Here is a 15735-nt window from a genome sequence, read left to right on the forward strand (position 1 = left end):
AAAAACAATAACCGATAACGACAACAATAGATGGATACAAACGACTAAAACCATCTGATGCTTTTAGCATCGTTGTCGCAATAACCTCAGATATAATTGCCAGCATTAGGTAAGTTAATCCATTCATTTTTTAGCCTTAGTCTTATACACATTCAATTTTGTGAATTCTATCACAAGCTAAAGTGATGGCATTAAAGCAATAAAAATAAAAAAGACACTTTTTATTTTAAATAAGTGCCCTTTATCTTAATAATTTTTTATTTAATGTTGATGAATTTGATTTTTCTTACGAGGCGCACCACCCATTGAAATACGATAACGCGTGAAGATAAACCCACACCAAATTACCGCAATAATGCTCAATAGTGTTCCTGCGTAACCAATGTTTGTCATACCCGCATGAAGGGTAACTTGATTACCTAATAAGGCACCTGCGCCTATTCCAATATTAAAAATACCAGAATAAATCGACATTGCGACATCTGTTGCATCGGGAGCTAAATCAATAACTTTTACTTGTAATCCAAGGCCAATACACATAAAACCGATACCCCAAAAGATAACCAGAATAATAAATGTATTGATATTCTGACTGCTCATCATTAATAAAGCTAAGCAAAAAGTTAATAATATCAAAGCGAAAAATAAAAATGACGTTGGCATTTTAGCACTATAACGACTAAATAAAACACTACCGATAATACCTGCACCGCCAAAAATCAATAAGACTAAAGTGGCAAAATTTGGTGCTAAATGAGCAACATCCACAACAAAAGGCTCTATATAGCTATAAGCGGTAAAATGAGCGGTTACAGCAATAACCGTTAGCAAAAATATTCCCATTAATGGTCCGCGTTTTAACAACACAGGAACACTTTTTAATGAACCAGAATGCTCACTAGGTAATAAAGGTAAATAACGCATTAACGCGAGCATGGTAATTAACGCCAAGAGACCAATTCCCATAAATGTTGCACGCCATCCTAACCATTGACCAATAACACGGCCAATTGGTAGGCCTAACACTGTCGCCAATGCAGTACCTGTTGCTAACAATCCTAGTGCTTGTGCTCTTTTACCATGAGGTGCCACTCTAATCGCTAATGAAGCTGTAATTGACCAAAAGACGGCATGAGAAAAAGCAACACCGATACGGCCAACAATCAGAGATTTAAAATCCCACGCAAGCCCTGACAAAATATGACTGACGATAAAAACAGCGAATAAAATAATCAGTAGCTTACGTCGTTCAACTTTACTCGTGGCTAACATAAGTGGTAGTGACATTAAAGCCACAACCCAAGCATAAATAGTGATCATTAATCCAGTTTGAGCAGGTACCATTGCAAAACTTTCAGAAATATCACTTAACAATGCAACGGGGACAAATTCTGTCGTATTAAAAACAAAAGCCGCAAATGATAAAATAATCACCCTGATCCACGCGGTTTGACGACTGACCTCATTAATATTTGATGTGGTGATATTCATAGTTAATTAACGCTTTTTTTTAAAAGTGGTAAAGATAAATGACTTACGCTTTTTTATATAAATATTCGTGTGGCTAATTAAGTATTTTTATCTCTAATCAATACTAATCAGATAACGACTTAGTTATCCTTATAAAACAAAAAATAAGCCAAATTTTCACGAAATTATATTGCTAAAGCGAATCAGCAATCAATTTTAGCATATCAATGTGATAATTTTAAATCCTATCAATAACTTCTTTTTAACTTGGATAGTACTTAAGGAAATAAAAATGAGATATTTAATCAATAATTGAAAGCAAGTGGTTTAACTGAATAAGCCACTTAATTATAAGAAAAATAGCAGTATATTCATTTAGTTATAAATTATAAAAAAACAGCAAACAAATGAAATTAAGATGAATAAAAGAGAGTTTAGAATAAAAGAATAAAGCAAAAGAGAAAATTACTAACTTAATGTATCAATTACGTTAGTCGCCTGCTCACAGGTAAGATTTTTAGCGGATGTAGAAGCACCATTAAGGCGATTTTTAATAGAAAAAATTTGCGCAATAGAAGCTCTAGGTAATACTAAGCGACCATTTGCAAGAGCGGCCTCTATCGAACTTAACTTAGCGGCTAATTGCTGACAATTTTCAGAGTTATCTAATGATTGATAATAATTGACCAAACTATCACTCTGCTTTTGAGCCGATGAGATAATTTGAGTTATTGGCACTGATTGGCGTTGAATTATATCACGGCTGTCCTGCCAAACTCCGGCCCCGTCCTCTTTTATAAAAGTGACTATAAGAATAGCAACCAAGATTGCGAGTATAATTGCTAACGACAACATTCCTCCTGCAATAATCAGTATTTTTTTCATCATTTACTCCACAAGACTTATTAGCTATATAGTTATATATAATTAAAATAAGTGTGATTCAATTTGAATTACGATTCTTTTTATTTTTTACATTTTATTACGCTGTTATACAGTTTGTTTAATTTAAAAATTAGAGATAAAAATAACATTTTGATTAATAATATAAATAAAAATGGCACATTAAAATATTTTATATAACATACCACTTAAAGATAAATTCAATTTTTTGAAAAAATAAGTGCTATTTTTTAGAACAACAAGCAATATAATTTAAGTTTTTACGATTTGATCTAAAAAATTTAAACATTGATAAAAATCGTGTACGATTTGACTTATTTTTAAGCCCATTTTTAATAATTTTTGCCGTTGTTAATAAGCCTTCGTCTCGAAGCAATCCTATTGGCGAAAGCAAGCTCATAGCACCAAATTTCATTTCTACTGCAGAAAATCCAACATCAATAAATAAATCATGCCATTCCTGTTTAAACATAGGGGCTACATTTGATTGCACAACACCCACTAAGTTTTTTTTATCCACTTCATCATTGCTCTTCATAATATCATGCGTTAATAAAAGTCCTCCTGGTTTTAATACTCTAAAGTATTCTTGTACTAATTTAGATTTTGCTTTATCACCATACATCGTTAGCATTGCTTCATTAATAACAACATCAAAGGTTTCATCAGGAAAAGGAAGTGAAAACCCATTGGCTTTGGTTAGCTGAATTAAATGCGTTAATTGTGCATTATCGATATTACGTTTTGCATTAGCTAAAGCCTGATCATCCATATCAACAGCAACAATTTGGCAACCATATTTATCTGCTATTTCAATAGCGGTTGTCGCCATATTGCACGCAATTTCTAATACATGGTGTGATGATGTAAATTGGGCTTGGTTAATTAACCACTCTGAAGCGTCTATTCCACCAGGTCTTAAACGTGTTTTACCCAAGCTTGCTAAAAAAGTATGCCCTGCTTTAGGCACTGATTGTTCTATTGTTTTACTCACTATTGTTTGATTACTCATGCTACCCACCATTTGCTAATTATTAAGTTGCATTATAAATACACCTTATAATAAAAAGCATTTAATGGGAATAGTTATCATTACTTTATTGAGAAATTGATCCGTCATCAAAAGTAAAGAACCTTAAATTTATAGAAACAACATTGACCTTACCCTTAGGGTAATCTTTAAAGTTATAACACTTTCACATGAAAATTAAGGAAACTGTTATGAAAAAGATTTTACCTGCTGCGATAATTTTAATGAGTGCGTTCTCTTTTAGCGCAATGGCTAATTCTTCACATATGAATATGGATATGCCACAAAGCAATTCTCCTATGCATAAAGAACTAAATGAATCGATGAATAAAATGCATGCTGACATGGCAAAAGGCATGAATACAGATAACGCAGATATCGCTTTTGCTGATGGTATGATCGCTCACCATTTTGGCGCTATTGATATGGCTAAAATTGAATTAAAATATGGTACAGATCCAGAAATGCGTAAACTAGCTCAGGCTATTATTGATGCTCAAGGGCCTGAAATTGAGCAAATGCAAAAATGGTTAGAAAAAAACCGCAGCAAAAAATAATTAATATAAGTAGGCTATATGATTATAATATGGCCTATACTTTCTACTCAAAATAGAAAATGTCATTCATTTAAATTTTAACTTATTGATATATTACAGCCTATTTTTTACCCTTCATTATTATAATAATAAATAATTACTACATTCATATTGTTATAAGTTCTATTTCCTTGCAGTTAATCTGGTTTTATCTTAGTTGTATTTATTTTATCTCTCACACCTTTATAATTATCTACCGTAAATAAGGCTTATAGCCAATTTGTTCATTTTACTATATCAACATACATTAAGGAAAATATATGGCGAATAGTTTTTTACTGACTTACTCCGTTATTGCCAAATATGGTACCCCTACCGATGGAGATAAAGCCGATAAGGTACGTCACGATATAGCTAAAGTAAGGGGGTGGATAAAATCACATACCAATGAAACTACATTTACTGGAATAATGAGTATAAAAGGAAAAAATAATGAAGAGCGGCAAAAGTCGGCGATTAATAATATAAAAAATGAATTTAAGCCAATTTTAAAAAAACATGAAGCTTCAAGAAGCAGCGTGACCATCTATTGTACATTAATGGTAAGTTGCGTAGATAAACCATTTCAGTTCGAAGTTTATTACTAAATTTTTTTAATTTCTAAGAGCCATCATGATTGTATGGCTCTTAATCCTATGAATTAATTTCATCTAAACTAGCCTTGTTATTCAAAATGACAGCACAAATCACATCCTCGACCTAACTATCGCCTAATAAATGACACAAATCTATTGATAGAGATGTCTCTACTTATCGAATCGTTTATAATCATAATTATGACATATGTTTATTGCCGTTATCATCAATCACCGCAATAAACTTCACTAATTTTAAATATAAACAGATTTAAATATGCCAAAGATATTAATAATACAAAGAGATAACATCGGAGACTTAATACTAACAACGCCTCTGATAGATGCCCTTGCCCAAAAATACGATACAAAAATCGATCTTCTCGTAAATTCTTATAATCAAGCAATTTTAGAAGGTAATCCTGCTGTAGGAAATGTTCATATTTACAGTAAGTTACATCATAAAAAATCTGGACAATCCGCATTAAAACTTATTTTTAGTCGTCTAAAAATTATTCTAGCTATGCGTAGACAACACTATGATATCGCTATTATTGCGAGAGATCATTGGGCTAAAAGAGCATTACAATGGGCAAAATTATCAGGTGCTAAACGTATTATTGCTATCGGTGATGACACGCCGTCATCAGTAACTGACCCAATACCTACCCCTGCAAACAAAGGCCATATCGCTGAGCTTTTTTGTCAATTAGCTCATCCTCTTGGTATATACAGTAAACCTGGCCCACTTAAGTTATATGTGAAAAAGGAAGAAATTGATACTCTCCTACAACGAATAAGTATTCCTAATGATATTCCTATTTATGGACTACAAATCAGCTCTCGCAAGCCACAACAACGTTGGCAAGCAGAAAAATTTATCGCTTTAGCTCATCTACTTACACAACGTGAAAAGTGCCATATTTTACTCTTTTGGTCACCTGGTAGTAGCGATAATAAACAGCATCCTGGTGATGATGAAAAAGCCGTATTTATTTTAGAACAATGTAAAGATATTCCTATTACACCAGTAGCCACTCAAAATCTTCGCGAATTAATGGCGGGGATGTCTCTGTGTGACCAAATATTAACGAGTGATGGCGGCGCATTACATATATCAGTTGGAGTGGGAGTACCAACGGTAGCAATGTTTGGTAATAGCGAAGCTGAATTTTGGGGACCTTGGCATATTGCTAATGAAGTTCTTGAAGCACCTGAAAATAATGTAGAACTTCTTACTGTTGAAGATGTACTAACTCGTTTTATTAGACTACGAGAACAAGTTATTCATTCAAAGTCTCAAAATAAACCACAATCTGATATTGAATAACTAACAGCATCTTGTTAGCAGTAATATAGATCATCTTATTAATACTAATAATCAGATGATCTTTTATTACAACTAATGTCAAATACAAAAAATACCAAAGTAAGTTTAGTTTAAATATCAAATAATGGCATTAATAGGCAGTGACAATGGAGCAAAAATGAATAGCTCAGAATCAATGGCATCAGCGACAAAAATACTCGCCAAACAAATTGAAAAATGGACTCAAAACACCAATTTACTTGAGACAGAAATACCTGGGCTAAAACTCACTCATTGGACTTCACCAACACCTATCACCAGTCATACACATCAATCGAGTATTTGCTTGATTGCTCAAGGTGAAAAACGAGTTATATTAGGTGAGGAGAGTTTTATTTATGATGCCAACCATTTCTTAATTTCCTCTGTTGATTTGCCCGTTATCTCTAATATTTTACAGGCGAGCAAAAAAAAACCTTTCCTTGGCCTTATTATGGATTTAGATCTACAAGAAATTTCGCAACTTATTGTAGATGGTGAATTATCGTTCAGTGTTCAGAAAAATGCACAAAAAGGAATTGCCGTTGGAGAATTATCAGAACCATTACTTAACGCTTTTATTCGTTTAATGGATCTGCTTGAAGATCCAGATAGTATTAAAATCCTTGCCCAAGGAATTAAACGAGAGATTTTTTATCGACTTCTTCTTACAGAACAAGGCTCACGTTTAAATCAAATGGTAACCGCCGGAAGCCATAGCCACCAAATATCTAAAGCGATAGAGTGGCTAAAAAATAATTTTATTAAGCCATTAAATATTGGCGAATTAGCAACATGTTCTGGAATGAGCAAATCGGCATTTTATACACATTTTCGGACTATGACGTCGATGACTCCCCTGCAATTTCAAAAGAAATTACGCTTAAGTGAAGCTCGCCGTTTAATGTTAACGGAAAATTTAGCAGCGATTAATACCACTTTTCGAGTTGGGTATGAAAGCCCATCACAATTTAGTCGTGAATACTGCCGATTATTTGGTGCCCCTCCTGCTAAAGATATAAAAATGCTGAGAAAATCAAATACACTATAAATAAACCTCAATTTACTTATTTGTTATAAAATTCTTTTACTCTTTAGCGATAACAACTTCTCTTGCCATTTTTATTTTTGGAAAAATAGGCAAGAGACAGAGAGGATCAGACATTCATTCTTATCGATTAAAACGATAGCATTTACCTCAGCAATAAATGTCTCTCTATTTACAGAGGCAAAATTCTATTTTGAAATGAGGTATAACCATGCAACTCGATTTCACTTATTACAATCCTACCACCATACATTTCGGCAAAAACTCCCTCACCAATTTAAATGATGAATTAACACAATATGGCGATACCGTTTTGCTAATGTATGGTCGTAACGCTATAAAATCTAACGGCCTTTATGATCAAGTAATGACGATACTTGCAGAGACTGGGAAAAAAGTTATTGAATTATCAGGTGTAATGCCAAATCCAACTTATGAAAAAATGATGGAAGGTGCCAAACTAGTTCGTGAACATAATGTAAGCCTAATTTTGGCTGTTGGCGGTGGCTCTGTTATTGACTGCGCTAAAGGTGTTTCTGTTTCTGCCTATTGTGAAGGGCAAGATCCTTTCCAAAAATATTGGGTTGAGCATCAAGAAATCACTAACAAAATAGTACCAGTAGCTTCTATTCTTACAATGGTTGGCACAGGCTCAGAGATGAATGGTGGCTCCGTTATCACTCACGAAGAGAGCAAATATAAAGTAGGTCGTGCATTTCCAGCTAAAGTTTTTCCTAAATTCTCTATCTTAAATCCAGAATATACTTTTACTGTTTCTCAGTATCAGATGGTTAGTGGTGTTTTTGATACGATGTCTCATTTAATGGAACAATACTTTTCTGACCAAGGCGCGAATACAACGGATTATTTAATAGAAGGCTTATTAAAATCTTCTATTGATAATTTGCGTATTGCCCTTAAAAAACCAAATGATTACGAAGCAAGAAGTAATCTAATGTGGAATGCAACATTAGCACTTAACACAATGACTGGATTATCAAAAACTCAAGATTGGCAAGTTCATATGATTGAACATCAATTAGGTGCTTATACTGATTGCGCTCATGGTATGGGGCTTGCGGCAATATCATTGCCTTATTACCGATTGGTTTATAAATTTGGTGTTGAGAAATTTGTACGATTTGCTACCCAAGTATGGGGTATCTCTGCGGAAGGAAAAAACCCAGATCAAATTGCACTGGAAGGTATCGCAGCATTAGAGCACTTCACTAACGAGTGTGGCATTGTAACATCACTACAAGAGCTTGGCGCCACAAAAGAAATGCTGCCTAAAATTGCAAAATCAACAACAATTATAGGGAAAGGCTATAAAAAATTAACCGATAAAGACGTACTGGAAATTTTAGAAGCGTGCTTTTAAATCTACCTAAGATAACGATCTGACTTTATCTATACCGACGAATGAAACAGCACTTGTCGGTATAAACTTTACTAGCTATTCGCGTTTCAAGTAAAAAAGTACTGTAATTTTTTATCTTAATCTATTTTATGCAAAAAAAAACGGACCTCATTGAGGTCCGCTTCTTTTTATATGGTGCCCAGGGCGGGACTTGAACCCGCACAGCCTAATGGCCGAGGGATTTTAAATCCCTTGTGTCTACCGATTTCACCACCTGGGCTAAATTCTGTGGTGCGCCCGTAAATTTTATTGCTAAAAGTTTACTGGTAAGGACGACTTAACTGCTTCCCAATGCCATCATTGATGGTCTTTCTTTTGCACCATACTTTAATTTAACATTAAAGATGGTGCCCAGGGCGGGACTTGAACCCGCACAGCCTAATGGCCGAGGGATTTTAAATCCCTTGTGTCTACCGATTTCACCACCTGGGCATTTCATGGAGGCGCGTCCCGGAATCGAACCGAGGTACACGGATTTGCAATCCGCTGCATGACCACTCTGCCAACGCGCCTCAACTTCTCAATCTCTAAGAGATTGGAGCGGGAAACGAGACTCGAACTCGCGACCCCAACCTTGGCAAGGTTGTGCTCTACCAACTGAGCTATTCCCGCTTTACCGAACTAGCTGATTTACTTATTTATTTCCGTAAACCGTTGTGCCTTTCGATGCGTTGCATTCTACTGATTTCCTGTATCGAGTCAACACTATATTTGCATCTTTTTGACTGTTCGGTGAATTTTCAGTCATTTCGATCAAGCTTCACGCAAATCTGACCACGCAGCGCTCAAATATTGAAACATTGACCAAAAAGTAAGAACGGTTGCAACATATAACAAAGCAAATCCAAACCACTCGGCTTCAATAGTCGGTCGCCATAATAACACAACTAACGACCCCATTTGTGCGGTAGTCTTCACTTTTCCGATCCAAGAAACAGCAACACTATTACGTTTTCCTAATTCAGCCATCCATTCTCTTAATGAAGAGATAATAATTTCACGCGCAATCATAGTTGCGGCAGGTAATGTAATCCACCATGAATGGTAATGCTCAGTTATTAGGACTAATGCCGTCGCAACCATTACTTTATCTGCGACAGGGTCAAGAAAGGCACCAAATCGTGTCGTTTGTTTCAATCTGCGTGCTAAAAAACCATCAAACCAGTCTGTTGCTGCCGCTACCATAAAAATAATAGCGCATATCATAGGGGCATCTTGAAATGGCAAGTAAAATACCAAAACAAAAAATGGGATTAAAACAACACGAAACAGAGTCAGCCAAGTTGGGATATTTAGTTGCATAGCGTTCTACACGACCTAGAAAAGTGAGAGTTATTAGTATGGTGCATCAATACACTTAGTGTTTCAACGCATTAAAAATTTTTTCTGCTAACGCTGTCGAAATTGTGGGGACTTTCGCAATTTCTTCAATGCTGGCATCACGTAAAGCTTGTAAACCCCCCATATACTTCAATAACATTTGTCGACGTTTTGGCCCAACACCTTCAATAGATTCTAATGAACTGGTATTTTTTACTTTAGCCCTACGTTGACGATGCCCAGTTATTGCATGACGATGCGACTCATCACGAATATGTTGAATCAAATGTAATGCAGGAGAATCTGAAGGTAATGCCATTCCTTCACCTTCAGGAACAAAGAACAACGTCTCTAACCCTGCTTTACGATCACTGCCTTTAGCCACACCAATCAATTTAGGATGCGACTTATCCCAAGTAACATCAAGGGAATTAAATACATCTATTGCTTGAGCTAACTGCCCTTTGCCACCATCAATAAAAATAATATCAGGCACTTTATCTTCTTCTAATGACTTTCCATAGCGGCGGGTAAGAACCTGATTCATCGCTGCATAATCATCACCAGGAGTGATACCGCTAATATTATAGCGTCTATATTCCGATTTTAATGGGCCATTCATGTCAAATACTACACATGAAGCCACAGTTTGTTCTCCCATAGTGTGACTAATATCAAAACATTCCATTCGTTTTATCTCATTCATGCCAAGAAGTGACATTAATGCGTCATAACGTTGTTGAATTGTTGATTGTTCTACTTGTTTTGATGCTAATGCTGTAGCCGCATTTGTGCGTGCGAGTTTTAAATACCGCGCTCTATCACCACGAGGTTTGGTTTGTATTTGAATCTTTCTCCCAGCAATAGAAGAAATGGATTCAGAAAGTATTGCTTTATCTTCAAGATTAAAATCTAGCAATATTTCACTTGGAAGAGTACGAATAGCACTACCTTGCAAATAAAACTGACCAATAAAAGTTTGAACTACTTCATCAAGTGTAGTGTTGGCGGGTACTTTAGGAAAATAGCTTCGACTACCTAATACTTTGCCTTGGCGAAAAAAAAGGACATAAACACAAGCTATAGCGCCATTAAAAGCCACGCTAATCACATCAAGATCGTCACCAATATTAGCAACAAATTGCTTTTCGGTTACTTGCCTAACCGCTTGAATTTGATCTCTAATTCGCGCGGCTTCTTCAAAGCGCAAATCTTGGCTTGCTTGCTCCATTCGCTTTACCAATCCATCAATCACTTGCGTATCATCACCAGAGAGAAACAAACGGACATAATTAACTTGTTGTGCATACTCTTCATCCGTCACATACCCTTTTACGCAAGGTGCTAAACAACGGCCAATTTGATATTGCAAACATGGGCGAGAGCGATTGCGATAAACACTGTCTTCACACTGACGAATAGGAAACAGCTTTTGCATTAATGCCAATGTTTCTCTTACGGCGAAAGAGTTTGGGAAAGGCCCAAAATACTCACCCTTGGCATGTTTTGCGCCTCGATAACTGGCTAGCCTAGGATGTTTATCTCCACTTAAATAAATATAAGGATAAGATTTATCATCCCGTAGTAAAACGTTATAACGTGGCTGATAACGCTGAATATAACTATGCTCAAGTAAAAGCGCTTCGGTTTCAGTGTGTGTAATGGTGACATCAATATTAGCAATACATTTCACTAATGCTTCTGTTTTGCGGCTATTGACTTGTGTACGAAAATAACTAGAAAGTCTTTTTTTAAGATCTTTTGCTTTTCCGACATAAATCACCGTTTCTGATGCATCGTACATCCGATAAACACCAGGTCTATCTGTTACTTGGCTTAAGAATGCTTTAGCATCAAATTTGTCTTCCACTTTCTAAATGACTCTCTATCTGAATTAATCCATAACGTACAGCGATATGAGTTAATTCTACATCACCTGAGATTTTAAGTTTACTAAACATTCGATAACGATAGCTATTTACTGTTTTTGCATTAAGATTAAGTTCATCTGCGATTTCAGCTATCTTTCTTCCTCTAATAATCATAGACATAATTTGTAACTCTCGGTCAGAAAGGTGATGCAATGGATTTTGATTTGTTTGTAATTTAGTTAAGGCAATTTTCATTGCTAACTCTTGGCTAATATAACGTTGCCCAGAACACACTTGTCTGATGGCCTGCGTAATATTGTCGCAAGAGGTACTAAGTACCACAAATCCTTCAATACCTAATTCAAGAAGTGATATTGATAAAATAGAATCTGTGTTAGGTGCAATCACAATAATTTTAATTGTTGGTGAAAAACGTTTAATACGTTTTATGGTATCAATTAATGAAATAGAAGGAATTGAATAAATAATAATGAGATTAATAGAAAACTGGCGGCAATAACGAAAAGCCTCTTTTTCATCAGTCATAACTTTACGAATATTAATTTTATTAATCTGACAAAGTAATGTTTTTATTCCCAAGCTAAATATTTCAACTTTACTTATTAGCAGTGTATTAATCAATATAATTCCCTCTTAATAAAAACCAAGTCAATCAATTGAATTGCATAATATTGCAATTATCAGCAACTAGCTACCTTTTTTATTATAATCTGACTTGAACACTTAGAAAAACCAACAAACAACAACAAAGAATAACTATAGATATAATATAAAAATATAATTTAAAATAACAATAGCACTCATCAATTATGATGATGAATGCTACTGTTAAATTAAAAACTTATTGAATATTAGCTTATAAAATATAAATAGCAGTATTATTTTTGCGTATTAATATTATCAAGCTGCCTTTTCGGTGGCAATGGCGAAAAGTAACCAATTAATAGAATAAGTAATGCAACACCAATAAACGCAAGAGCCCTTAATAAACCGCTGCCTAAAGTAATGTCAATTAAGAACAACTTCGCAATAACTACAGCAAGTAATACTCCTCCCACAAACCACTGTGAGCGTAATTTTTTACGTGTTGCAGTCACCATCATAACTAAAGCAGTTATAGTCCAAATAATAGCTAATACAGTCTGAATAACCTTAGAGTTAAGAATTAAATAATAATTCCACTCAATATCAGTAGCGAATACTAATCCTCTTAATAAAATACCATTTGCCCACCAGAATACGGCGAATGGTATAAAATAAGCAATAACATACTGATAGGTTTGAAATATTTCTTCATATTTTGGTTGATGTTTTAATTGGCAGATAAATTTATAAGTGATCCACAGCCCAACAATCCCCATAACATCCATTAAATTAAGCAGTGGTATAAATTTCATTCCTAATGTATTCCCACTATTTAAATTTGCCATAACCAACAACAATACGAGCAAGCCTAAAATAGGAATAGTCATTGCCTGATAAACATCTTGATAGGGTTTTGACCAAGTAATTTTAGTACTTAATATATAGCTTAATACAATAAATAAACTAGTGACAAAAATAGCAACTGTAAAATGTAAACTTATCAATAAGTAATAAGTTCTAATTAACCACAGCATCTCTGTTAATAAAAACAACCCGATAAAACCAAGATGTAAACCATGAATAATTTGTTTATTAAGACGTTGATTTGGTAATAGTGTATTCAATTTAAGCAAATAGAATCCACTTGCAAACATGGCGACCCAAAGTATACAACTTAGCCATCCATCAATTAAAGGATCTGCTTTAGATAAATAAACCAGCATTAATAGTGCTGACGTTGGCCATAATAAAACTGAACAACTTGCCAATTCAGAAAATTGTGACTTTTTACCAGCAAAAAACATTGCCCAACAACTAATAATAATTAAAGCAAAAGCCAGCAGATCAACATGCGGAATTAACCAATATTGACCATTTTCCACTAAAAGTAATAAGCTATATATCCAACTTATTGCGCCAATAAATAAAACTGTAAAACCAACTGTTTTATTATCAATTTTGGTAAATTGTGCGCGAAACCAAAGTATAGCCGCAGCAAAAATAACCACCACTTGCACAATTAACATTATCCATTCGCTAAATTGGTAAATTCTCATATTGAGTAATATAACAAACGAAATAGCGATTAAAGCTGTACCTGCAAAGGCTGGCTTTTTTTGCTGTTGTAGTACAGAAAAAGCCAAAATCATCACACCTTCAATTGACCAAACAATGGATGTCCATTCTGCTGAGAATGCAAACGGAACGGCCAATGTAGCAAATGTTGCGGATAACATAAAGAACGCAATAGAAAGTAATTTACCCTCTTCACGATAACGCTTAAGAGTAAACCAAGTTAAGGCAAAATAAGCCAATGCATACAATGATGATGCAATAGCAATACCATATGGCCACGCCGAAGCTAATTTATGCTGGAATATAAAACCAACAAGCGGTGTACCAAATAACAAGGTAGCATCAAATGGAATATTTAATTTTAGCTTATTTTTTAATGTTGAAAGCTCTGTTGCTACACCAAAAATAAACCAGTTTGCAATAAGGAAAAGCTGGCAAGGCAGATAATCAGCATGACTATAATTTGGTATTGCCCACATCACGCCAATACCAAAAGTAAATGTAAAACCAATCAAGTTTAATAAACGCCATACTTGCCAATGGCTAATAATAAGAATGCCAATAGATAAAATAAGATAATAACTAAACAAGGCAACGTAGTTTCCACTGCCTGTGGAAAGTAAGACAGGTGCTAAATAACCACCTAATGAAGCGAGAATAGCTAAACTAATAGCTCGATGAATAACGGCTAACGCAACACTAACTAAACAAATAAATACCATGATCCCTAATGCAAAGCCAATAGGAATAAAGTCATAAATTTTAGTTGCTGCAAAGATAGTAATATATAAACCACCGATACCACCACCTTGTAATATCAAGGCATAAATAAGGTTTTTCTTTCTTAACCACCAGCCAATACCTAATAAAGTCAGGCACCCTCCACCCGCCATCATTAAACGCGTAGAAGCCGAAATAAGCTCGTTTTCAATACTGTACTTAAGCAAATAAGATAATCCAAAGAACAACAATAACATCCCTATTTTAGCTAATGGATTTCCTGTAATAACCCATTGCCAAATAAGTTCAGTAATGCTTTTTTGCTGTTTTTTGACACTCGCTTTATTGCCATTCCCATGATTAAGATTAACGGGGCTTTTAATATTCTCCATCGCAACTGTTGACGTATTTTGAGAAACCTCAACGTCAGAGACTTCGCGTTGAGACATTTGTTGTTGAGGAGAAAGTATTTGCTCTTTTTTATAGTGACGAGAGAAACGACTCGTTAATGTTTTCGGAGTATATTGTGAAGTCTCTTCTTTAGCGGCGGCACTCTGAGAAGTTATTATCACTTCTTTTGGCACAGCTTGTTTATTTTCAGCTATTGGCTGAGAAGATGTCTCTTTTATTGCTTCATTTGGAGAAACTTTATCAAATATTTTTTCCTCAACAGCAGCTAGCGCATGTTGGTAATCATCTGTTTCTTTCTGCTCATTTTTAAACTCATCTTTTAATTCATTACTGGCTAATTGCTCAATAGGTACTGAAGTTGGATATATCGTCTGTTCTAGTTTTGCAGATTGCACATCATGATGAATAGGAGATTTATGACTATCAGAATATGCATTATCTTTTATTGGTGCCGAAGTTATAATTGATTGATCTAACTCAGGTGATAACAACGTATTCTCAACAGTTGTTGCTTGAGACTTAGTTTCTGTTTTTTTCTCAGTTTTATTATCATCTGCAATAAATCTCAGTATTTTTTCTTGTTGTTCAAGTACTGTTTTCTCTAAAGCCTTTAATTTATAAAGCAGAGAATTAGTATTTATATAAGATTGATATTGCCAATATAGCGATAGCACGACAAATATCACACCTATACCAACAATTAATGTTAGCGTCTCCCACATAGCCTCAATCCTTTTTTTTCCATAAAGCTCAAATGTATTAAACCTTTTAGCTTTAGTTATACTTGAAATTTAATTGATTCATCTTAGTTTATTCCGAAATAGTGAAGTTCAATAACAATT

At 34.7% G+C, this 15735-nt stretch carries 13 protein-coding genes and 4 tRNA genes; 5 read left to right on the plus strand and 12 right to left on the minus strand.

The window, feature by feature from the left end:
- The 4 genes from M997_RS11030 to M997_RS11045 all read right to left on the minus strand — a co-directional run.
- Window positions 1–127: DMT family transporter (locus M997_RS11030; RefSeq protein WP_248846338.1), on the minus strand; the 127-nt coding region annotated here is incomplete at its 3' end.
- A gap of 134 nt (window positions 128–261) precedes the next feature.
- Window positions 262–1491: a sugar transporter gene (locus M997_RS11035; RefSeq protein WP_064720180.1), complete on the minus strand. Its 1230-nt coding sequence runs from the start codon at window positions 1489–1491 to the stop codon at window positions 262–264.
- A gap of 447 nt (window positions 1492–1938) precedes the next feature.
- On the minus strand, window positions 1939–2355 hold the full coding sequence (locus M997_RS11040; protein WP_064720181.1) for a hypothetical protein: 417 nt from the start codon (window positions 2353–2355) through the stop codon (window positions 1939–1941).
- A gap of 241 nt (window positions 2356–2596) precedes the next feature.
- A complete protein-coding gene (locus M997_RS11045) occupies window positions 2597–3385 on the minus strand; it encodes a class I SAM-dependent methyltransferase (protein WP_064720182.1) in 789 nt (262 codons plus the stop codon).
- A gap of 209 nt (window positions 3386–3594) precedes the next feature.
- On the opposite strand from M997_RS11045, the gene copM reads away from it, so the two are divergent.
- The 5 genes from copM (at window position 3595) to M997_RS11070 (ending at window position 8351) form a co-directional block, all read left to right on the plus strand.
- Entirely contained in the window at window positions 3595–3960 is a 366-nt protein-coding gene (gene copM, locus M997_RS11050) for a CopM family metallochaperone (RefSeq protein WP_064720183.1), read from the plus strand.
- A 299-nt stretch (window positions 3961–4259) separates the two neighbouring features.
- The gene (locus tag M997_RS11055; protein WP_064720184.1) at window positions 4260–4586 is read left to right on the plus strand and encodes a hypothetical protein; all 327 of its coding nucleotides are present in this window, start codon (window positions 4260–4262) and stop codon (window positions 4584–4586) included.
- A 265-nt stretch (window positions 4587–4851) separates the two neighbouring features.
- Window positions 4852–5904, plus strand: a complete 1053-nt coding sequence (locus tag M997_RS11060) for a glycosyltransferase family 9 protein (RefSeq protein ID WP_064720185.1) — start codon at window positions 4852–4854, stop codon at window positions 5902–5904.
- A 157-nt stretch (window positions 5905–6061) separates the two neighbouring features.
- Entirely contained in the window at window positions 6062–6973 is a 912-nt protein-coding gene (locus M997_RS11065; RefSeq protein ID WP_064720186.1) for an AraC family transcriptional regulator, read from the plus strand.
- Between the two features lie 208 nt (window positions 6974–7181).
- On the plus strand, window positions 7182–8351 hold the full coding sequence (locus tag M997_RS11070; protein WP_064720187.1) for an iron-containing alcohol dehydrogenase: 1170 nt from the start codon (window positions 7182–7184) through the stop codon (window positions 8349–8351).
- A gap of 172 nt (window positions 8352–8523) precedes the next feature.
- Here M997_RS11070 and M997_RS11075 read toward each other — a convergent pair.
- The 8 genes from M997_RS11075 to M997_RS11110 all read right to left on the minus strand — a co-directional run bounded on the left by M997_RS11075 (window position 8524) and on the right by M997_RS11110 (window position 15615).
- Window positions 8524–8610, minus strand: a tRNA-Leu gene (locus tag M997_RS11075).
- Window positions 8611–8735: 125 nt separating this feature from the next.
- Window positions 8736–8822, minus strand: a tRNA-Leu gene (locus M997_RS11080).
- Window positions 8823–8828: 6 nt separating this feature from the next.
- Window positions 8829–8902 (minus strand) — tRNA-Cys (locus tag M997_RS11085).
- 24 nt (window positions 8903–8926) lie between these two features.
- Window positions 8927–9002, minus strand: a tRNA-Gly gene (locus M997_RS11090).
- 141 nt (window positions 9003–9143) lie between these two features.
- Window positions 9144–9692, minus strand: coding sequence for a CDP-diacylglycerol--glycerol-3-phosphate 3-phosphatidyltransferase (pgsA, locus tag M997_RS11095; RefSeq protein ID WP_064720188.1), 549 nt, complete (start codon window positions 9690–9692; stop codon window positions 9144–9146).
- A 55-nt stretch (window positions 9693–9747) separates the two neighbouring features.
- On the minus strand, window positions 9748–11580 hold the full coding sequence (gene uvrC, locus M997_RS11100) for an excinuclease ABC subunit UvrC (protein WP_064720189.1): 1833 nt from the start codon (window positions 11578–11580) through the stop codon (window positions 9748–9750).
- The gene (locus tag M997_RS11105) at window positions 11564–12223 is read right to left on the minus strand and encodes a LuxR C-terminal-related transcriptional regulator (protein WP_064720190.1); all 660 of its coding nucleotides are present in this window, start codon (window positions 12221–12223) and stop codon (window positions 11564–11566) included. The genes uvrC and M997_RS11105 overlap by 17 nt, the downstream gene beginning before the upstream one ends.
- A gap of 257 nt (window positions 12224–12480) precedes the next feature.
- Window positions 12481–15615 (minus strand): DUF2339 domain-containing protein, encoded by a 3135-nt coding sequence (locus M997_RS11110; RefSeq protein WP_064720191.1) that lies wholly within the window; start codon window positions 15613–15615, stop codon window positions 12481–12483.
- Window positions 15616–15735: the final 120 nt, after the last annotated feature.

This window comes from Proteus hauseri ATCC 700826 (genome assembly GCF_001654965.1).
In the GTDB taxonomy this organism is placed as follows: domain Bacteria; phylum Pseudomonadota; class Gammaproteobacteria; order Enterobacterales; family Enterobacteriaceae; genus Proteus; species Proteus hauseri.